Origin of the sequence: Pedobacter panaciterrae, assembly GCF_013204795.1 — a bacterium.
In the GTDB taxonomy this organism is placed as follows: Bacteria; Bacteroidota; Bacteroidia; order Sphingobacteriales; family Sphingobacteriaceae; genus Pedobacter; species Pedobacter panaciterrae.
In genome coordinates this window covers 922402-944496 of sequence record NZ_JABMKW010000008.1, presented here as the reverse complement: position 1 = coordinate 944496, position 22095 = coordinate 922402, and the positions used below count along the sequence as shown (strand labels likewise).

Here is a 22095-nt window from a genome sequence, read left to right as displayed (position 1 = left end):
AATTCAATTTAAATTTTAACCATTCATAAGATATGCCATAAATGGCTATGGAATTCTTATGTCCAAAAACTCCCATTTATTCAAATGAAAACAAAATTAACTATTCTATGTTTTTTGTTCTTCTTTCAATTCGTAAACGCGCAGCAGGACTATAAAGTGACCGGCCGTGTTGTTGAAAAAGGAACCAACCTTCCCCTACCCGGAGTAAATGTACTCATCAAAGGCTCTAAGGCAGGAACAAGTACCGATCAGTCAGGAAATTTCAGCATTACGCTAAACAAAGAACAGGAAGTACTCAGCTTCTCCTTTCTGGGTTTTACCAGTCAGGAAGTTGTTGCAAAGGCCGGAAGCACCGTTAACATCATTTTAGGTGATGTAACCAATAGCCTCGATGAGGTAGTTGTAGTGGCCTATGGTACTTCTAAAAAAAGAGATATCACCGGAGCTGTTTCACAGATCAATGCCGATCAGCTCCAAAACAGACAGGTATCTAACATCACCAAAGCACTTCAGGGTCTTGCTCCCGGAATACAGGCGGTATCCTCGAGCGGACAGCCCGGTACGTCTGCAACCTTGCGTATCCGTGGTGTTGGATCGATCAATGCATCTGCGGCTCCATTATATGTGGTAGATGGCAATCCGTTTTCGGGTGATCTCAGCTCAATCAATTCCAGCGATATTGAATCTGTAAGTATCCTTAAAGATGCTGCTTCAAGTGCATTGTATGGTTCAAGAGGTGCAAACGGAGTGATCATTATTACCACTAAAGCAGGAAAACGCAACGACCAGACAGAGATCACAGCTAATTTTAGTCAGGGTGTTTCAAAGCGGGCCGTAAAGGATTATGAACAGGTAACAACTGATGAATATTTCCAAAACTACTGGCTTGCTGTTAAAAACAAACAAAAAGCCTCTAACCCAACTTATACGGATTTGCAGGCTGGTCAGGCTGCAAGCGAGCAGATCATTACCGATCTGGGTATCAACCCTTATGGCTCAAAATACCCACTTCCTGTAGGACCAGATGGGAAGCTTGTTGCAGGAGCAACACCATTATGGGATGATAATTGGGGTGATGCAATGGAACAAACCGCAATACGTACCCAAGCCGATCTTAGCTTTAGTGGTGGTAACGAAAAAAGCCAATACTTTATTTCTGGCGGATACCTTAATGATAAGGGTATTGCATTGGGTTCCGGGTACAAAAGATATAGCGCAAGGGTTAATTTAACTACCAAAGCAAAAAAATGGTTAACTGCCGGACTGAACATTTCAGCAGCAAATACCCTTCAGGATTATCCTATTTCTGAAGATAGTAATACAGGAAACGTAGTAAACTATTCGCGTTTGGTGCCAAGCTTCTATCCTGTTTATGAACGAAATCCTGATGGCTCTTACAAAACTGATGCAAATGGCAACAGAGTTTATGATTTTGGCGCTTATCGCCCAAGTTCAGCCATCCCAAGAAGCAACCTCGCGGCAACTGTTGATCTGGATAAATCTGAAATCTTAAAAGACAATGTTTCGGCACGTACCTTCCTTGAAGCTACCATAATCCCCGAATTAAAATTCAAAACTACTTACAGCGCTGATTTTGCAAACGTTAACAATCATAATTATACGAATCCGGTACTTGGCGATGGAGCTGAAACCAAAGGTTCGGTAAGTAAAAGCAACAGCAGAACTTATTCATGGACATGGAACAACATCTTAACTTACGAAAAGACCTTTAACGAAGACCATCATTTAAATTTACTTGCAGGTCAGGAGATTTACAAATACAATTACAGGATCATTTCTGGTAGCAGGGAACGCTTTGTACTCCCTGGCTTATATGAACCAGACGCTGCTTCACAATTAAACGATTTTGGCGGGTCGGCATTGGACTATACCTTACTAAGTTTTCTTGGACGCGCAGAGTATGATTATAAAAAGAAATATCTGCTTTCTGCATCACTAAGAACAGACGGATCTTCAAGATTTGCTCCGGCAACACGCTGGGGAACATTCTGGTCGCTAGGTGCTTCATGGAAACTATCTGAAGAAGACTTCTTAAAAGACAATTCCTGGTTAAGTACACTAACGCTTAGAACCAGTTATGGTGCTCAGGGAAATGATAATATTGGTACTTATTATGCTTACGAAGGCTTGTACACCATCCAAAATAACCTTGGTGAAAATGGTTTGGTAACTTCAAGACTTCCAACACCAGATCTTAAATGGGAAACCAACTTAAACTTTAATCTGGGTCTTGATTTCGGAATTCTGAACGACAGAATCAGCGGTACAGTGGAGTATTTCGATAGAAGATCGAGAGATTTGCTGTTTAGCAGACCAAAGGCTCCGTCGACCGGTTTTGGTTCAATTGACGCCAACATCGGTGCTTTAAAAAACACCGGTATAGAGGTTCAGATCAATGCAACCCCTATTCGTACTGCAGATTTTAGATGGAACATTAGCCTGAACGCTACACATTACAAAAACGAAATTACTGCTTTGCCTCAGGAAGATATCAAAACTACTACAAAGATCATGCGTAAAGGTGGTTCTGTGTACGATTTTTTCCTGAAAGAATGGGCCGGAGTGGATCCGGAAACCGGAAATCCATTATGGTATAAACAAGATGCTAATGGGAACAAAGTAACCACTAATATCTATGCCGATGCGATACAATATGTTCAGGACAGTGCGCTTCCAGATCTTACTGGCGGTATAAGCAATACATTCAGTTACAAGGAGTTTGAATTATCGGCATTGTTTGCCTACAGCATCGGTGGTAAAATTTTAGACAATGATTATTTATCATTAATGCACAATGGCAGCAGCACCGGGCGTACCTGGTCTAAAGAAATATTAAACCATTGGACCCCGGAAAACAAATATACGAATGTACCAAGATTAACAACCGATAACCTTGGATGGACTCAGGCTTCTACCCGTTTTCTTTACAGTGCAACTTATGCTCGTTTAAAGAACTTAACTCTAGGGTACAGTTTACCTAAAACTCTGGCCAGTAAATGGGGCTTAAACAACCTTAAACTAACCTTAACCGGCGAAAACCTATTTACTTTTTACGGACATGATGGTATGGATCCGGAACAAACTGTTGATGGTACTACTTATTACCGTTATCCGGCTATGCGTACTTTTTCTGCCGGACTTAGCCTTACTTTCTAATGCATCTATTAAAAATTACAAAAATGAAAATTAAACAGATCACCTATATAATTGGGATATCCGCTTTGCCCTTTCTTGGATGCAAAAAGGAGCTTACCACTACACCGACTACCTCCGTTCCCGAATCATTGATCTATGGGACAGCAGATAACATTGAAACCGTGCTGAATGGAACCTGGTCGTACATGAACGACACCTATTTTACTTATGCAAATCCTGGTTACTCTTCTATCTTAAGAACCAGTGATGTAATGGGAGACGATATTGCCATCATTACCAACAAATACGGATATCGCGATGCATATGAATATACATTGGCTAATAATCAAACCAGACTGGGTGCTTTCTGGACCATTCTTTATCGTGTGATAAATAACACCAATAATATCATCAGTAAAATTGACGCCTCAACCGGAACGGCAGAGAAAAAAGCGCAGATTAAAGGTCAGGCTTATGCATTAAGAGCCAATAGTTATTTGAATCTGGTTACGTACTACCAGTTCAATTACCAGGTAAATCCCCAGGCCAAAGCGGTTCCTGTTTATACGGAACCTACCGGTCCGACAACTGAAGGTAAATCAAAATCGACTGTTGAGCAGGTTTATCAGCTGATCATCTCAGACCTTACTGAGGCAGAAAAACTACTTCCAGTTTATCAGCGTCCGGGCACTACCAAGTACAAGATCAACATTGATGTAGTAAATGGCTTGCTGGCAAGAACTTACCTGAACATGGGTAAATGGGACTTAGCTGCACAACATGCACTTGAAGCAAAAAAGAACTATCCATACATGTCTGAAGCCGATTACAGCAATGGGTTTAACGACCTTAAGAACAGCGAATGGATTTGGGGACATGGTCAGCAACCGGATCAAAGTACAGCTAGTTATAGCTTCCATTTTCTGGACACCAGCAGTCCTTCGGCCTATTATTATAGCTTTATGGCCGATCCTAACTTTCAAAAGTTATTTGATAGTCATGACATCAGAACAAAACTATTCTTATGGGACGGTCTGCCAAGCAGAGAAGGTTATTTACGCTACCAGAAGTTTAAGTTCAGGGCTGATCAGACAGGCGATATCGTATTCATGCGTGCATCAGAAATGACTTTGATTGCTGCAGAGGGCTATGCCAGAAATTCAGACTTACCAAAAGCAGTTGAGCAGCTGAACTCGCTTCGTGCCGCCAGAAAAGCAGATCCGTTTACACTTGGATCGCAAACCAAGGATCAGGTAATTGCTGAGATTCTTATAGAAAGAAGAAAAGAATTATGGGGTGAAGGGTTTGCACTGTCTGATATTTTAAGAACTCAGACTGCTGTAGTGAGGAATCCAGCGCTTGGTACAGATGGTAAGCCACTTCAAGTTACTGTGATTACTCCTGATGGAAGTAGCAAGGTTGTTTCTGCAAAGCAGCATACAACTTTAAAATTCCCTGATGGCTCGGCCTTTAAACCCAACAGCAGTTACTACCTGTTCTCTGTACCGCAAACTGAATTGAACAACAACCCGAATATCAACAAATAATGGTATTTGACTAATAAACTTAACGGCGCTATATATAAAACCGAGTCTGAAAATGACCCGGTTTTATATTTTAAATGATTTCACTAGTTGGTAGCCCCGCCATTTACCAACAAATGCTGGCCATTAACAAATGACGAAAGGTCACTGGCAAAGAATTCAGCTGCATTGGCAACGTCTTCTACCTCTGCAAGTCTACCCATCGGACAGCTGTCCAGCAACTGTTTCCTTAATTCAGGATAGCTATCTGGCTCGGCAAAAATACCCGAATGATCTACTGCGAATGGAATGATGGTATTTACAGTTACTCCTCTATGGCCAATCTCTTTAGATAAAACATCAATCATATACCTTGGTGTAGTTTTACTCCCACCATACACAGCCATGCCCTGAACCGGAAAGGCTGTAGTACTGGAAGCAATGTAAATGATACGCCCTTTGTCTTCTACGTTTCTTGCAGCCTGTTGCATTGTAAAATATGCTCCTTTAGTGTTGATGGCAAATAACCTGTCAAACTGTTCCTCTGTAAAATCTACAACAGGTGTTTCTACCAGTTCGATTCCGGCATTGGCTACTACGATATCGATTTTCCCAAATTCTTTTTTTGCAGTTTCAAACAGACGTTCCAGATCAGCCACTTTGCTTACGTCTGCCTGTACCGCAATTACCCTTACCCCCATTGCCTTGATATTACTTAGCACTTCATCAGCTGATGCTTTATCTCTTGAATAATTGATCACCACGTCTGCGCCTAAGGCAGCGTAACGTTCGGCAATAGCTTTACCTAAACCTCTTGCTGATCCTGTGATTAATGCCACTTTATTTTTTAAACTGTTCATGATATTTTGATTAAATAATACTGATTGGATTAAGCCATGCCGCCGTTAACGCCAATATTCTGTGCAGTAATCCATTTTGCCTCATCCCCCGCAAGGAATGTCACCACCTGTGCAATATCCTCAGGCTCACCAATTCGGTTAAAAGCAGAAAGAGATGCCAGGCGGTCTATAACTTCCTGAGATTTACCTTTAGTAAATAATTCAGTATTGGTTGGTCCCGGCGAAATTGAGTTTACATTGATACCTCTGCCACCAACCTCTTTAGAAAATACACGGGTTAATTGTTCTACGGCTGCTTTTGTAGCCACATAAGTACTATAAGTAGGCAACATGATACGGTTCACAGAAGTTGAAAAATTAATGATGCTTCCGTTGTCCGATAATCGGGTAGCTGCTTCACGCATCGTATTAAAAGTTCCCTTAACGTTAATATCAAATTGAAGTGCAAAATCTTCGTCAGTAGTATCTTTAAGTAATTTATTGATCATGATACCTGCGTTATTCACCAAAACATCAATCCGGCCATAATGATCAATTGCGGTGTCAAACATAGCTTTAACAGCAGCGGCATTACTTACGTCTGCCTGAATGGCAATGGCATCACCACCTTGTTGTATAATGTCGTTTACGGTTTGTTCTGCCGCAGCTCTACCACCTGCATAGTTTACAATTACTTTTGCACCTGCTGATGCTAATTTATGAGCGATACTTGCGCCTATGCCTCTTGAGGCACCTGTAATCAGAATTACTTTTTCTTTTAGAGTTTTCATGTTTTCTTTATCTTATTTTGATAACTCAAAGGTCAGATAAAGAACAACTGCAAAAAGGACGGATATTAAAGGATTAAGTATAAAAATCTAAGATTAGCTTTGCAGCTTTCTGTAAGCTATCGGAGTAAGCTCTGTATACTTCTTAAAGTAATTACTAAAATGGGTAGCCTCTGAAAACCCAAGTGTAAAAGAAATTTCTTTGATGGAAGCTTCTGAGTTATGCAATAGCGACTTTGCCTTTGCAACTGTTTTTTCAGCAATCCACGTGCTAACAGGTTTACCTGTTTTTGTTTTGATTACGCTACTTAGGTAATTCGGATGTAAATGCTGCAAATCTGCGTAGTCCTGAACCCGGAATAAAATATTTTCCTGACCAAAAACGATAGCCCGATAGTGATCTTCAAGGTTCTTTTTAAATACTTTAACAATGAAGGAACTCCTATTCCCCTCATATATAGGATTATAATTTTGCCAGAAGTATTCTTTTATTTTTAATAGCAGAACCACAAACATGCTTCCAATAATTCTATTCTTATAGATAGAATTGCCCAAATGCTCTTTATGGATCTGGTGATAGAGCTTTTCTATTTCATCAAACTGTTCAGGTGGCATCAACCTTGGCTGAACTGTTTCTGTAAGCAAAAAAGAAAAGTCCTGATAAACATCCTGATGAACATGTTCTTGCAGATAAGATTCATTAAATGTGATCAGATAGGCCTCTGTAATTTCAGACCATTCAAAGCTTCTGTAATTTCCCGGATTAGTGAAATAGATTGTACCGGGGGTAATGTCAAATGTCATCTCATCTATGATATACTTTCCGTATGCATTTTTAACGAAAACAAAGCTGAAATAATCTGGTCGGTAAGCAATCGATTTAAAAGGGAGATTCTTAAATGTTTCTCTTAAGGAATGTACAGTAAACCCCGACTCGGCACTTACCAAGTCTACAGGCAAGCCCATCATCTCGTACAGATCAGCCAGGTTTTTCGATACTGATTCCTTCGGGTTCATGAGAAGTCGTTTTTTAATGTTTTTTATACTTATCAATATCCTGTTTAGTTGCAGGATAGATTTCCGCTACCTCACTTCTATTGTCCTGGAATACTTTCACTTTTACAGGAACATCAGATTTATTAGCCTGGCGGATCATCTTCAGTTTTTGTTCACTCCCCTTAAGTCCAAGGTCAATAATAAAAAAACTGGCATAAGGATAAAGAGCCAGTTTTGCTGTATCATTTTTGATCTCCCTGATTTCTGGAAAAACAGTTCCAAGTTCGCTCGTTGGAGCATCTTTGACCTTTTTGTTTTGATCTGGATTATTCTGTTTCCTACAAGCAACTGGAATAAGCATTATTGCAATGCTAAAAGAATAAATAATGGAGGAGGTTTTGAAGATTGAAAGCATATAATCAATTAATGGTCAACCAAATTTAGCTATTCTATCGTTCAATAGAATAGTTAAATTTGATTTAATTGATTATTACCTGGTATTAATCTGATCCAAAATTGGTTTATTAAGACTGGTAAGGAACTGCTGATCGGTCTTAAGCAAATCAAGTACAACCACCTGGTTTTTACCTTTTTTCAGCCATTCAGCAGGCAGGTAAATTGTTTGCTGAGGGCCAATACTCCAGTACTTTCCAAGATTATGACCGTTTACCCAAATCACGCCTTTACCCCATTTCCGCATATCCAGATAGGTATCCTGTAAGTTTTTCAGTTCAAATTCTGCATACTTTAACATTGGAGCATCCCGATTAACTGCATTGCTAACCTCTTTTTTAAGTGGCTGTTTATCAAAAGGCAATGAAAACATATCCCATGATTCCAAGACCGAACCAGCTAAGGTGACTTTGCCGGTAATCCCTTTTTTATTTTGAAGTAAAAATGGCCCGAAATTAATCCTTCCCATATTTTCTACTAATATATCAAGAGTGATCTTACCCGATGGTAAATCTATCATGAGACTATCCTGATTCAGTCTCCTGTCCAAAATACCCTGTCGTTTACCGTTAACATAGACCAGACCGAAATCCTTCAATCCATCAATTTTTAGCATACCCTGCTTTCCTCCATTGATAGTTGTGCGATAAAGTACATATCCATAGGCCTGGTTCAGGTCTTCGAAAGTCAGTGGCTGAATGCTTTGCTTTGATTTTCCAAGATACTCGTAAATACTAACTTCGGATGAAAAGGGAATAGCATCAAGAGCTGCTGCTGGCTTTGGGGCAGGAACAGCAGGCAACTTGGCACCAGCAGGCAAATGCTTTTCAATAACCGCCCTGAATTTCATAAACTTTTCAGTTGCGTTACCTGCTTCGTCAAGTGGTGCGTCGTAATCATAACTGCTGATCTGAGGTTCGTAGGGTATAGTATCACGGTAATTAGCTCCGTTCATGAAAGCGCGGGTACTACCGCCGTGGAACATATACATATTGATGGAAATGCCAGCTGCAAGTACGGAATCGAGCTTTCCTGTATATTGTTCAGCCGGAACTTTATGATGCGGTGTACCCCACCAATCAAACCATGCCGGATACCATTCGGCTATAAAGAAGGGGCCTTTGCCACCATTTAATTCGCGGATTTCCTTTTTCACGATTTCCGGATTGTCTTGCCCATTAATTGCAGGAAGTGTTCCGGGCAGAAATCCTTTTTTGATGTCTTTTTGAGGATCACATGTATATAGTAATCCATCGAACCCCGCATCAATAAACATCTCACGGTTAATACGCAAGTATTCCTTATCAGATCCATAAGAACCATATTCATTTTCAATCTGCACCATAAGCACATTACCTCCATGGTTGACCTGCAAGGGAGCAAGTTGTTTACCCACTTCGTGAATGTATTTGCGGTATTCTTCCAGGTATTGTTTTTCCCGGCTTCTTACTTTCAGACCTTGTTCATTTTGAAGCCAGTACGGATAACCTCCAAATTCCCATTCGGCACAGACATAAGGACTAGGCCGCAATATTACCCATAGCCCTTCTTGTTGTGCTATCTTTACAAATTCAGCAATATCATTGTTGCCAGAGAAATCAAACACATCTTTTTCAGGCTCATGTGCGTTCCAGAACACATAGGTTCCAATAGTATTGAGTCCCATGGCTTTTGCCATTTTCATCCGGTCTCTCCATGCTTCTCTGGGTACGCGTGGATAATGTATTTCACCGGATACAATCTGAAAAGGTTTTCCGTCGAGCAGAAAGTCATTATCCCCAAGTTCAAAAGTATGTGCTGCATTATTTTTACTGCAACTGCATAATAGTAACAATACTGCCGACAAGTAAATTAAATTGAATATTTTCATTTAGGATGTTTTATAAATTGGAAAATTTACAAAATGCCGGAAAAACGTTTTGTTTCCCGGCATTCTATAAATTCTGCTAGTAGTTCGGATTTTGCTGTAATTGGTTCCCTGAGGCAAGAATTTCAGTCCTTGGAATTGGTAACCAATAATGTTTGGTCTCGAACTTACGCCCATCAAGTGCTATCTTGGAAGTAAAAGTAAAAGTTCCATCATTATTTTTGGTGATGACCACACCTCTTGAAGGAAGATTTTCCGTTACATCTGCTATTTTCCATCTTCTAACATCATAGAAACGATGCTCTTCAAACGCAAGCTCTATCTGACGTTCGTGTCTGATAGCAGTACGCATATCAGTCTGTGCCATTCCAGCAGCCAGATCCGGCATATTTACACTAGCCCTTGACCTGATCATATTGATGGCCTGACGGGCTGAGAAGCTTGATCCGGCTGGTACAACATCAGGGCCATAGGCTTCATTTGCTGCTTCTGCAAAATTGAGCAAAACTTCAGCATACCTGATATAAATCCAGGGCTGGAAGCCAGCATTACCCCATGGATTCTGCAAAGGATAGGCATCGTTCATGAATTTTTTAAGATAATAACCGGTTTTTGTAGTATTCCAGTTGTCATTTCCATCTCTGCTATCTTTTCCGCCTGGTATAAACGTTTCTATATTACGCTCGCGATAAGCTGCACCATTATACAAAATGGTTGCTTTAAAACGCGGATCACGATTTTCATAAGGTTTAGCTGGATTATACAGTGGGTTACTGGTATTTGCCGGAAGGCCGTTGGTTAGATCATAAACGTCTACCAGGTTTTGCGTAGGGGTATTTCCGGCCCAACCGCCATAGCCATTTGGTCCGTTAGCGATTTCCAGGTGAGTGTGATTGGCATTCTTGGTATACACACGTTCAAATATGGCTTCATTACTTTCGTTAATCAGGAACATATTACCATAGCCTCCCTGATAGATTCCATATTTGTTTAGGCCAATTACCTGTTGTGCTGCATTTACCGCAGCTTGCCAGGTACCCGCTGCTTCATATAAAGGACTGGCAGCATACAGCAATAATCTGGATTTTAGTGCCAATGCAGCACCTTTGGTAGCCCTGCCCAATAACCATGAATTGTCATTATTCAACGGCAATTTAGCCGCAGCGTCATCAAGCTGTGCTGCTACATAATCAATACCCTCTTTAATAGTTGAACGTTTGAATAGCGCAGGATCCTGAAGGTTATCTGTTAAGCCAAGCACCTGATCTCCCATAAGCACTACCTTTCCGTAGTTACGGATCAGATCCTGATAACGGAATGCCCTGATGAACTTTAACTCACCTTCGAGTCTGGTTTTGCGCGCGGCACTCATTTGTATGGTAGTTAAAACCTTGAGGGCATAATTGCACTCGCGAATGCCGCGGTAGCTTCTGCCCCATAATACGCCAAGTGCTCCCAGGTTTTCCGGGGCTAACTGCCCTCTTTGTACCAACCAGGTATTGTCATCATTATTATAAATGGACTCATCAGTCAATGAACTCCACATGCTATATTCGAACCCACGTCCAAATCCTGGATTGGTTCCATCTGCTTCTTTATCTTGCAGCCTTGTTCCAATGTAACTATTGGTTACAAAAGCCTCAAACACGGCGGTATCTGTTTCCAACGTATTCGTTGGGATCCGGTCTGTTGCAGTAACATCCAGAAAATCCTTTTTACATGAACTCAGTGCCAGTACACCGCTTATTAAAATAAAAACTGGTATGCTATATTTGTACTTCATTTTTACAAGATTTAAAATTTAACGTTTGCACCTAAATTGATGATCCTTTGCTGCGGATAAAACTGTCCGCTTTCGCTGCTACCTTCAGGATCATAGTCTTTTACTTTAGTGATTGTGAATAAGTTAAAGGCACTTGCAAATATCCTTACTCCGGAAACCTTGATCTTTGATAGAAAATCTCCTTTCAGGTTGTAGGCAAGCTCTACGTTCTTAAGACGCAGGAATGAAGAATTATTCAGCCAGAAATTGTTTTTATAAGCTCCCCCACTAATGGCGTTACCTGCACGTTCAGTCACTTTTGGAAAAGATCCGTTAGGATTGGAAGGGCTGAACCTATTATCGGCCCAACTGCTATAAAAATTACCTATACTACCTGATTCTGGCAATACATACTGGCTTACCCTTGCCTGTCCTGCGAACAATACCGAAAGATCGAAGTTTTTATAAGAGGCATTGAAGTTAAAACCATACGTAATTTGAGGAATGTTACCATATTTTGCCATGCTCATATCATCTGCGTTGAGCACGCCATCACGATTATAATCTTCATAGATCAGGTCGCCGATTTTCGCTCCTGAAACATGAGGATTATTATCCAGATCAGCCTGGGTACGGAAGATGCCTATCGCATTGTACAACAAATAACTGTTCAGTGGCCTGCCGGTCTTTTTTTGATAATCTAACGTACCAGAGGCTTCATCGATGAAGATGACTTCACTTTTAGCATAAGTCATGTTACCAGACACACCCCAGTTGAATTCATTTCCACGATGCGTATAGCCCAGTGTACCCTCAAAACCTTCGCTGTTGACTTTACCAATATTTTCTGAAGGAACCAATGGATTGTAATTTGAACTGCCATCATTATAAGGATTCACAATACCAGAAGATCCAGGAAGAGAGGCATTACGTGTTGCAAGGATGTCGGACCTTTTTTGTTTGAAATAGATCGCCTCAAATGTGAAGTTTTTCAGGAATGTAGCGTTAATCCCTATGTCAAGTTTTTTTGATACTTCCCAGGTAATATTCGGGTTAGCAAGTTTTGACAAACCCACTCCCGGTTGAATAGTTGGCGCACCACCTGGTGCTTGCGCCACAAAGCCATTACCTACCAGAATGTAATTATCATAGTACTGAAATGCATTAACATTGTCATTACCCAACGAACCATAAGAAGCTCTTAACTTCAGTTCGTCGAAGAACTTCACATTATCACCGAACCATTTTTCTTTATTGATGCGCCATCCAGCAGAAACCGAGGGGAAAGTACCCCATTGTTTGCCAGGAGCAAAGATGGATGAACCATCGCGACGCAGTTGACCTTCAAATAGATATTTATCGTCGTAGGCATACGCCAGTCTGCTGATTATACTTTTGCGGGTATAGTTTGAACTGTAACCGGAATTCAGAAAATCTGTTGCTGCTGTTCCTCCCTGAGAAAGCTCAGGCAATTGGTTTGACAGGTAATTGAAGCGATCAGCGTCAAAGAACTCAAGGTTATTTTTGCTTTGCTCATACCCCACAAAGGCGTTAATATTATGTACACCAAACTTACGCTCAAAATTCAGTTTAATGTTTGAAGTGAGTAATGATTCTCGTTTTTGCGATTCTTTAAGGGTGGCTTTATTGTTATTCCCTCCATAAACACCTGAAGTGTATGTATCGGTTGATGCTTGATACTCATACAATAAATAAGGTTTATTAAAGGTTTTCACAAATACATTAGACTTGTCTACAGAGAAAAATCCATCTGCCGACAGGCCTTCGATACCCGGTATCTGGTAGCTGCCTTTCAAAATAGCATTAAGCACCTGTGTAGGGTTATTGCTAGTCCCCCCCAAATCCGTTACAAGTATTGCAGGGTTTGAGCCTTCTATCCCTCTGGTTGGCAATCCATTTGGATAAAATGCAGCTACAATAGGTTTAGAGCGGTAAAGTGATCTGAAAAGATCATTGGCGCCAGTTATTGGAAATTTGCGATTTTCTTCGCGGCCGGCAAGTGATAATCCCACTTTCAGACGCTTGCTCACATTTGCATCAATATTTGAGCGGAAATTGTATTGTTTATAGCTGGTAACCCCATTTTTATAGATTCCGTCCTGATCGATCATACCAAGCGACATGTAATACTTCACATCATCAGTTCCTCCGTTTACAGACAAACTGTGCTGATTCTGCAGCGCAGATTTCTTGAGCACTGTTTGAGCCCAGTCTGTATTCGGGTACAAGATCGGATCAGAACCATCCCTGAATTTCTGAATTTGTTCTTCGGAATAAGATTGGTTCAAACCTCCGGATTCACTTGCGTAATAGTTGATCTCGTTCATGATCTGCGCATACGTTGCTGCATCCGCAAGTTTTGGCAAACGGGTAGGTGAACTAAAACCCTGGTTAAAGCTGTAGCTTATGGTAGGCTTACCTGTTTTACCTTTTTTAGTGGTTACAAGGATTACTCCATTGGCAGCGCGATTACCATAGATCGCTGCCGAAGCATCCTTCAGTACCGACACGCTTTCAATGTCGTTCGGATCCAGGCGTTCCAAACCTCCGATTTGTCCGGGTACACCATCTACCACTACAAGCACGGCATTGCTACCGGTTGTGGCTTGCCCGCGAATTGTGATGCTCGAACCATCGTATCCTGGCTCTCCTCCTCTATTATTGATTACCACACCCGAAAATCTTCCTGCCAGTGCATTGGATAGGTTGGGCTGTGGACTTTTAACAAGTTCAGTTCCCTTTACCTGCGAGATAGATCCGGTTACCGTTTCTTTCTTTTGGGTACCATACCCAACAACAATCAGTTCATTTAATGAAGTCTGATCGGGAGTGAGCTGGATATTTAACAAAGTCTTTCCTCCAACAGGCAATTCTATTTTTGTATACCCAATATAAGTGAAGACAAGGATGGCATTGTCAGGCGCATTTATACTGTATTTACCTTGTGCATCAGTGATTGATCCGGTTGTTGTTCCTTTCACAATTACACTTACTCCCGGTAAAGGGTTGCCTGCTTCATCGCGCACTGTACCTGTGATCACAGCTTGCCGAGCATTAAATGTTGAGGGTTTTACTATCAGCTCTGATGCTTGTGTCGACTGCGCCGAAAGCAGTACCGCGTTTATTACCGTTGCAACAAACACCTTCTTTGTCATCGGCCAAAGCGGAGAATATACATTTCGTATAGTTTTTCTCATATCGATTTATATTTGGTTTTGAAATTATCCTGTCAACTGCTCCCGTTCAAACACAGGATTTGTGTTGTGCGCACAACATAAATCCCCGATCTTCGATTGAGTCGACAGGGCTAAATTCGATGGATTTACAGAGAATCAAAGGGGGTAAACAACCAATATTAGAGGGGTAAAATTTAGATTCCACCTCAAAAAAGGCTATTTCCTTACTACATCCTTGTTTAGGGTAATATTTTTTGAAAAATTCTTGCGGTATTTTTTGATGTAGTCTGAAGGATTCATCTCGAACAATTTATTAAACTGCTCTCTGAAATATTTAATGTCATTCATGCCTACCATAAACATGGTCTCTGAAATGGTATTGTCTGTATTAATAAATATTTCAGCAGCTTTCCGTAAACGTATAAAACGAATAAAACTGTTAGACGATCGTCCGGAAATAGATTTGATTTTGTTAAACAAGTTAGAGCGCGACATACCAATCTCATCAGCCAGGATCTGAATATTAAAGTTTGGATCAGTAATGTGTTTTTCTACAATCCTGATGCAGTCTTGAAGGAAATCTCTATACTCAGCCGAGATTCTAAAATTATTTGGGTTCAAAGTAACCTCATTGTAGAAATATTGCTGAAGGCTGCTCTTGCTTTTCAAAATACCCGCAACCCTGGCCACCAACAAATCCTTATCAAAAGGTTTACTGATGTAATCATCGGCACCGATCTCAATACCTTTCAATTTAATTTCAGGCGATGAACTGGCGGTCAGCAACACTATTGGAATATGGCATAAAGAGGTATCTTCCTTGACCAGACTACAGATCTCTATTCCGCTAATGCCTTGCATCATGACATCACTGATGATGAAATCAGGAAGAAATTCCCGGATCATCTTCATCCCCTCCTCCCCACTTGCAGCAACATACAAGTTGTACTGGGTTTTAAAAACCTCAACCAGATAATCCCGGATGGATTTATTGTCATCTATGATAATGAGGGATTTTCTTTCTGAAGCAAAGGCAGCGTCATATTGTTCTACAGTTATACTTTCTTTTTGATCAAGCGGATTCACCTCATCATCGGCCAATTCCTTTAACAGTAAAGAACTCGTTTCCGAAACCGGGAGAATCTGATCTATGTTAAGGTGCGTTCTTCCTTTCAGCAAGGTGATAAAAAAGGTAGTCCCCTGATTCTGGCTACTTTTATAACTGATCGTACCGCCATGACTCTCAATGAAATTCTTTACCAGATATAATCCGATACCGAAGCCAGTTCTTAAAGAATTGTTATGATCAGGCTCCTGATAAAACCTGCTGTAAATTTTCTGTCCTGCGTTGTCGGGAATGCCAGATCCGCTATCTTTGACCTGAATCTTTACTGTATCCAAAGTTTCTGACACCTCAAGGGAAACGCGTCCTTCATCTGGTGTAAATTTTATTGCATTTGAAAGCAGGTTAAATATGGCAATCTCTAATTTTTCGCGGTCTGCATAAATCTGTATATGATCTTGTGAAGAGATGAATTCATAGTTTATCTTTCTTGAGCGAGCCTGATGTGAAAAACACAGATATACTTCTTTACACAAATTGACGATATCCAGATCTGCAGCTTTCAACTTATCTGCCTGGGTATCAGCCTTTCTGAAAAGCAGTAGCTGATCAACCAGGCTCAGTAGTCTTTTTGCATTCCGATAAACGATATTAAGGTTACTGGTATCTACATTTTTATCATCATGATAAAGCAATTCCTTAATCGGATTGATGATTAAAGTAAGAGGAGTTCTGAATTCATGAGAAATATTGGTAAAAAAAGAAAGTTTTTTCTCATTGAGTTCCTTTTCTTTTTCACTTTCGATATTGGCTACCTTTATTTTATACTTCAGGTCTTCCTGTTTATTTCTGTACAGTATATATGCGTAAATGGCCAGGCAAACTGCTGCCGCATATAAAAGATACGCCCACCAGGTCCAGTACCATGGCGGACTGATATGGATAACCAGAATCCTTCCCTTATTGTTCCATACACCATCATTATTAGACGCTCTTATCCAAAGTTTATACGTTCCCGGATTTAAGTTTGTATAAGTTGCCTTACGTTGTGAACCAACATAATTCCATTTCTTATCAAAGCCTATTAATATATATGCATATTTATTTTTTTCTGGATACCTGTAATTTAGGCCCACAAATTCAAATGAGAAAACACTTTGCTCATAGTCAAGAGTCAGTTCCTTTACGATATTCAGGTTTTCTTTTAAAGGCCCTTTGGAGGTTGGGAGAACAGATTTATTGAACAATTGAAAATCAGTAAAATATACTGGTGGTATGGTTTTATTTGAATGGATAGCCAAGGGATCAAATTTGATAATTCCCCTACTTCCGGCCAGATGTATGTTTTGCCCATCATTAAACATAACCGAATTCACGTAAACCCCATCAGCCTCATCGAAATTCCTAACTGATATATGCTTAGGATCAAATGTTGATATTCCACTTTCAGTAGTTACCCACATATTTCCTTCAGCATCTTCAGTAATTCCTCTGAATACATTATTGGAAAAACCATCCTTTTTCGAATATGTAACAAAACGTTTCTCTTTAGCTACATATTTGTTTAATCCATCTGGTGTAGAGATCCAAATGTTATCATTGGAGTCCTGATAAAGGCTTCTGATAATGTTGCTACTGATTCCAGTACCTGAGCGTTCTGAAGACCGGATCACCTGAAAGCGTTCTGAGTTTCTGTCAAAACGGTTTAGTCCGCCCCCATATGTTCCAATCCAAATATCACCTCTTTTGTCCTTTAACAAGGAATAAAGGTGGTTATTGCTTAAGGAATACCTGTCGTCCTTTTTGTTATAATAATGCTTAAAAGTATTGTTATTGCTATTGTAAACTTTAAGCCCCGCATCGGTTGCAAGGTAGTAGATGCCGGGGTCAACCTCAAGGATATCCCGAAAAACATCTTCGTTAAAAAGACTGCCCAAAGCGGAGTGATGATTATGGTGAACAAATAAGTTGCGCTCCTGATCGTAGCTATCAAATCCATTTTCGGTCAAAATCCATAAAACCCCCTTGCTATCAAAATAAAGCTTACTTATGTCATTGCTCTTTAAGCTAGTTGTTTGTACATTTTTTTTAAAGCCAGACATCTTTCCAGATTTATAGTCTAGCGTAAACAGTCCCTTGCTGGTACCAATCCAAAGCGTATTACTTTTACTTGCCAGGCTATTCACTTCGCAATTCTCCAGCTTAAGATCTGTCAAATCAAACTTATATTGCTGACGATCAATCTTCAAAACACCATTCCTGCCGTTAATCCAAATGATACCATTACGATCTATGTAGGAATCTCCAAAAGCATAGTTTATCACATTTTTAATAGGCTCCCATTTAGAATTCTGAGTATTCAACCAATAGAACCCATTACTTGCTCCAACAATGAGCGTGTTTTTTTGTATTGGCAAGATACTGTAGACACCATTACTGGCCCTATCTGGCAACAGAACTGACTTGAAATTGTTTTTTTCCGGATCGAACTTAAACAGACCACTCCAGTAAGTACCAATCCAAATTATACCATTTTCATCATATGCAAGTGACCAGATGTCGTTTGGATTTTTAAGTCCGGGTAACTGCGTCTGCTGAAAATTGGTGAAACGCTTTGTGTGCTTATTAAACTTATTCAGTCCACCACTCCAGTTTCCAAGCCATAAGCTTCCGTGTTTGTCTTCGACAATAGCGTTAACTGATTTCCCAACCATAGCACCTGGTATACCCGGATTGGGCTGATAAGTGGTGAAGGATCTGGTTTGTTCATGAAATCTATTAAACCCATCATCTGTTCCAACCCATATGGTTCCCTCACGATCACAAAGTATCGACCATATTTTATCATTACTGATCGAAGAACCTACTTTTTCATCATGATGAAAGCCCTGAAACTTTTCAGTAAGTGGGTCCAGTAAATTTAAGCCATCCATTGTCCCAACCCATAACCTACCTTGATGATCCTCTACTATTGTGCTAACATAATTATTGCTGATAGAAGTATGATCTCCTTCCGCATGGTAAAATACTTTAAATGTATAACCATCAAAACGACACAAGCCGTTTTCAGTACCTATCCAAATAAAACCTCTTCGATCCTTAAGAGTGGCTGTCGTATTTTTAGAAGGCAGTCCATCTGCAATAGTATATGTTTTAAATGCATAGCTTCGATACAAAGATTGTTCATTGTTCCCCTCTGAACTTAGCTGTGCTTGAACAGGCAGAGACTGAACTTCCATCCATATTAAAACAATAAAAAAATAAAGTAAACGCATGATGAACCTATGGATAGTAGGGTATAGTTGAGACGGAAATTATCCTCGAAGATAACATTTAGCCATCAATTTCAACAACCATCATGAATTTTTCGCTCATACGACCCATATGAGCGAAAAATTTTGTTTAGTATTTTCCTGCGCTAAGTTTACTTTCAGGCAAAACGTATTTCCTGTTAACTTTATCCAATACAACATAAAGAGAATCATTATTCTCATTTAATCCTTCCAGGATAACTTTGTTTCCATCAGTGGTATGGTAATTCAATGTCAACCTGGCCCGATTTGAACTCCGCTCAGGACGAGCAAATTCACGGTCTCTTCTGGTAGACCAGGCGCGTTTATCGATCATCCTGTTTTCATCACCTATATTCTTCCATGCCACTTTACTGATCCAGTTATCTGTTTTACCGCTTTCCTTCTCGTCGGAGCCACCCCTTCTGCCTCGTCCACCTCTAGATGCAAGGGCATTTTTATCCTGTAGATAAAGTACATGTTCTACAGTATCAGCATAGTAATGAAAAGCACGCTGTCCGCCTGCGGTACCGGCAATTTCGAATGTACGTTGTATATCGCGCATTGGACTGCCACCGCCATTGGATGGGTCAACTACTACTGGTTTATTAATCCTGAATGTCAGCGTGGTCCATTTTTCAAAGGTGGCTTCCTTCCATCGTACACTATCTAATGGGGAATACGGAATCTCCTGTCCATTTATTTTAAACACCGTAACATTATAATTGCCCCTTAGTGTTTTCACCCCTGCTGTTGATGGCTGTTTATAAGGATCATACTTAAAATTAATCACTTCGGTATAAGTCAGAATTACAAAGAAGATAAGGATCGTAAGTCCCTTTAATGCAATCCTGGTATATTTATATATCGGCTTACTGTAATCCGGATAGTAAAATTGTGGTACGGTATAGCGTTCAAGAATCAGCAGGTTGTATAATCTTGGCACGTCTGCAGCAATGACTAAAGTGCCCAGCAAAACAAAATAGAAGGCATATACATGCACTCCACCATCATAAGCATAGTTCACAAAAGTGATATCGCCCAATGCACCAATAAGTAATACAGCACCATAGGTAGCTGTCTTTCTGAAGAGCAATAAGGCTCCGGCAGCAAGTTCTACTATACCACCAAATACCTGATACCAGGGTACTATACCTACGGAAAGCCAGTAGATTTTTTGTGCGGTGAAGTCGCCAAAATCTGTATTCAGTAGGCCCAGTGAAGGAAAAGGCATTTGAGTTGGGAACAATTTTGTAAAACCAAAACCAATAATCCCTATAGCTGCCCTAAAACGTACAACTACGGTTAGCCAGTAATATAATACATTGTAAGACTGCCTTTTTCGGTCGAGCAAACTCCACACCAGCCCTACTACTACTGCTATAGCCAATGCATTTCCCCATGAACTGTAGTCGCTAAGCCAGCTTCTTTTTCTCTGAACAAAACTTTCATTGCGTTGTGATCTCTCTTTATCTGAATCAATCTTTGATGATTCAGCTCCTTTTGCCCGCGTTAAGGAGTCGCTGCGACGCTGTTTTTGAGGACTGGCAGCTTCTTGTCCTTCCCCATCAGCAATGTTTGGCCGTCCTGAACCACCAAATAGCACAGGGGGTGTATTGGTACCGAAGCGTGCAATATCATATATATCACGATAATGTGGATTTAGCCAATCGATGGCAATTAAATTTTTATACCAACCACTACTTAGCGGAATGGATACCAGCAAGAAGAACACAAACGTAATGCGAAATGCTATTTTTTTGCCTGTCGACCACTGAGTTGGTGTATTTTCTGAATTATTCATTTTCATTTGTATTAAAGTTTCAAACGATTACGACGGCCAAGTTTAATGGGATACTTCTTGTCTATTTTGTTCAGTAAAACGTAAACAGAATCTTTTGAATTGTTAACGCCCGAAAGGATTATTGTTGCGCTATCTGGCCTGCTATACTTCAGTACCAGTTTATCGTTCTTGTAATTGCTGTTTTTGTTTTGCAGTAATAACAGATGGTTTACTGTATCTGCTTTATAGCTGTAATAATGTCTTCCACCGGAACCGGCCAACTCGTAATTTCTGTCTTTATCTTTATAGCTGATCTGTTCATAGTTGGTAGAATCAAGTATAACCGGTCTGTTTGAACGGATACTTATTGTGGCCCATTTTTCAAACACCACATCCTTCCATCTTGTTGAATCCGTAACAGAATAAGGGAATACTTTGCCATTGAGTTTAAACTCACTAACATTATAAATCCCACTAGCTCCTTTTAATCCTTTTGCTTTTGGAAACTGATAAGGGTCGGTCCTATACCCTTTGTAGGTTTTAAACCCGTAAACAAATACAAAAAAGAAGATCACTGCACTTTTCAAAACAATCCTGCCATTTTTTAACCATCCGGTAAATACGGGCTTAAATAAATTCGGAGCAGTTGGTTTGCCCAGTGAGATCAGGTTATAGATTCGCCCTGCATCATAGGCCAATACAAATATAGCCAGCGAGATCAGGTAAAAGCTGTACACATATTCTCCGCCTTCGTAAGCAAGATTTGAAATGAACACATTCCCTGTAAACACCAGTATAATAAACGCGCCTATTGAGGCTGTTCTTCTGAAGAACAAGAGAATGCCTGCAAGCAGTTCCACTCCACCAAGAAAAGACTCGTAACCCGGCACTACACCAAGGCTCAGTGAGAATATCTTCCAGTCGGTAAAGTCGCCATAACTGGTATTCAGGTTACTGATGGATGGAAAAGGTGCCTGCAACGGAAAAAACTTGATAAGCCCGTAACCGATAACTCCTATAGCCAGCCTGTACCTCAATATGGTCCTTAACCAGTAGTACAAAATGCTATAATCTGTATCTGGTTTCTCTTTTTTAGCCCATACTGCGGCCCCAATGGCGGCTATGACGGCAATAATGATCCAGTCGATGAAACTTCCTGTGGCAGAACCAAAGCTGGGGAAATACCTGGTAATGAAAAAAATATCTCCATAATTGAGGTTGAGCCAGTTAATGGCAAAGATTCCTTTATAGTACTTCCAGTCCAGCGGGATGGTTTGAAGAATGAAATAGATGAAAAAGAAGCGCAGAGCGGTTTTTTCATAACCATTCCATTCAGGAGAAGATTGATCTAATTTAATAGTTGTCATAATCTATAAAT

General features: G+C 40.3%; 12 protein-coding genes. 2 read left to right on the top strand and 10 right to left on the bottom strand.

Features of this window, described 5'->3' with window-relative positions; genetic code table 11:
• Positions 1-84: 84 nt before the first annotated feature.
• Together HQN86_RS06190 and HQN86_RS06185 are read left to right on the top strand one after the other, a co-directional pair.
• A complete protein-coding gene (locus HQN86_RS06190; RefSeq protein WP_172660125.1) occupies positions 85-3177 on the top strand; it encodes a SusC/RagA family TonB-linked outer membrane protein in 3093 nt (1030 codons plus the stop codon).
• Positions 3178-3200: 23 nt separating this feature from the next.
• Entirely contained in the window at positions 3201-4703 is a 1503-nt protein-coding gene (locus HQN86_RS06185) for a RagB/SusD family nutrient uptake outer membrane protein (protein ID WP_172660124.1), read from the top strand.
• A gap of 83 nt (positions 4704-4786) precedes the next feature.
• Here HQN86_RS06185 and HQN86_RS06180 read toward each other — a convergent pair whose 3' ends face one another.
• From HQN86_RS06180 to HQN86_RS06135, 10 genes are all read right to left on the bottom strand, one after another.
• On the bottom strand, positions 4787-5539 hold the full coding sequence (locus HQN86_RS06180; protein WP_172660123.1) for an SDR family oxidoreductase: 753 nt from the start codon (positions 5537-5539) through the stop codon (positions 4787-4789).
• Positions 5540-5568: 29 nt separating this feature from the next.
• Positions 5569-6309: an SDR family oxidoreductase gene (locus HQN86_RS06175; RefSeq protein WP_172660122.1), complete on the bottom strand. Its 741-nt coding sequence runs from the start codon at positions 6307-6309 to the stop codon at positions 5569-5571.
• A 93-nt stretch (positions 6310-6402) separates the two neighbouring features.
• Entirely contained in the window at positions 6403-7323 is a 921-nt protein-coding gene (locus HQN86_RS06170; protein ID WP_172660121.1) for a helix-turn-helix domain-containing protein, read from the bottom strand.
• Between the two features lie 13 nt (positions 7324-7336).
• Positions 7337-7717: a hypothetical protein gene (locus tag HQN86_RS06165; protein ID WP_172660120.1), complete on the bottom strand. Its 381-nt coding sequence runs from the start codon at positions 7715-7717 to the stop codon at positions 7337-7339.
• Positions 7718-7792: 75 nt separating this feature from the next.
• Positions 7793-9625 carry a glycoside hydrolase family 35 protein gene (locus tag HQN86_RS06160; protein ID WP_172660119.1) on the bottom strand — a complete coding sequence of 611 codons (1833 nt, stop codon included), beginning with the start codon at positions 9623-9625 and terminating at the stop codon, positions 7793-7795.
• 76 nt (positions 9626-9701) lie between these two features.
• Positions 9702-11405 carry a RagB/SusD family nutrient uptake outer membrane protein gene (locus tag HQN86_RS06155; RefSeq protein WP_172660118.1) on the bottom strand — a complete coding sequence of 568 codons (1704 nt, stop codon included), beginning with the start codon at positions 11403-11405 and terminating at the stop codon, positions 9702-9704.
• Positions 11406-11416: 11 nt separating this feature from the next.
• Positions 11417-14602, bottom strand: a complete 3186-nt coding sequence (locus tag HQN86_RS06150) for a SusC/RagA family TonB-linked outer membrane protein (RefSeq protein ID WP_172660117.1) — start codon at positions 14600-14602, stop codon at positions 11417-11419.
• Between the two features lie 195 nt (positions 14603-14797).
• On the bottom strand, positions 14798-18883 hold the full coding sequence (locus HQN86_RS06145; RefSeq protein ID WP_172660116.1) for a hybrid sensor histidine kinase/response regulator transcription factor: 4086 nt from the start codon (positions 18881-18883) through the stop codon (positions 14798-14800).
• Between the two features lie 163 nt (positions 18884-19046).
• Positions 19047-20738 (bottom strand): hypothetical protein, encoded by a 1692-nt coding sequence (locus HQN86_RS06140; RefSeq protein WP_172660115.1) that lies wholly within the window; start codon positions 20736-20738, stop codon positions 19047-19049.
• 11 nt (positions 20739-20749) lie between these two features.
• On the bottom strand, positions 20750-22084 hold the full coding sequence (locus tag HQN86_RS06135) for a DoxX family protein (protein WP_172660114.1): 1335 nt from the start codon (positions 22082-22084) through the stop codon (positions 20750-20752).
• Positions 22085-22095 lie beyond the last annotated feature (11 nt).

Coding starts and splice junctions, on each gene's coding strand:
- HQN86_RS06165 (WP_172660120.1), bottom strand. CDS start 7,717: ATGCTTTCAATCTTCAAAACCTCCTCCATTATTTATTCTTTTAGCATT.
- HQN86_RS06185 (WP_172660124.1), top strand. CDS start 3,201: ATGAAAATTAAACAGATCACCTATATAATTGGGATATCCGCTTTGCCC.
- HQN86_RS06190 (WP_172660125.1), top strand. CDS start 85: ATGAAAACAAAATTAACTATTCTATGTTTTTTGTTCTTCTTTCAATTC.
- HQN86_RS06140 (WP_172660115.1), bottom strand. CDS start 20,738: ATGAATAATTCAGAAAATACACCAACTCAGTGGTCGACAGGCAAAAAA.
- HQN86_RS06135 (WP_172660114.1), bottom strand. CDS start 22,084: ATGACAACTATTAAATTAGATCAATCTTCTCCTGAATGGAATGGTTAT.
- HQN86_RS06170 (WP_172660121.1), bottom strand. CDS start 7,323: ATGAACCCGAAGGAATCAGTATCGAAAAACCTGGCTGATCTGTACGAG.
- HQN86_RS06150 (WP_172660117.1), bottom strand. CDS start 14,602: ATGAGAAAAACTATACGAAATGTATATTCTCCGCTTTGGCCGATGACA.
- HQN86_RS06180 (WP_172660123.1), bottom strand. CDS start 5,539: ATGAACAGTTTAAAAAATAAAGTGGCATTAATCACAGGATCAGCAAGA.
- HQN86_RS06155 (WP_172660118.1), bottom strand. CDS start 11,405: ATGAAGTACAAATATAGCATACCAGTTTTTATTTTAATAAGCGGTGTA.
- HQN86_RS06145 (WP_172660116.1), bottom strand. CDS start 18,883: ATGGAAGTTCAGTCTCTGCCTGTTCAAGCACAGCTAAGTTCAGAGGGG.
- HQN86_RS06160 (WP_172660119.1), bottom strand. CDS start 9,625: ATGAAAATATTCAATTTAATTTACTTGTCGGCAGTATTGTTACTATTA.
- HQN86_RS06175 (WP_172660122.1), bottom strand. CDS start 6,309: ATGAAAACTCTAAAAGAAAAAGTAATTCTGATTACAGGTGCCTCAAGA.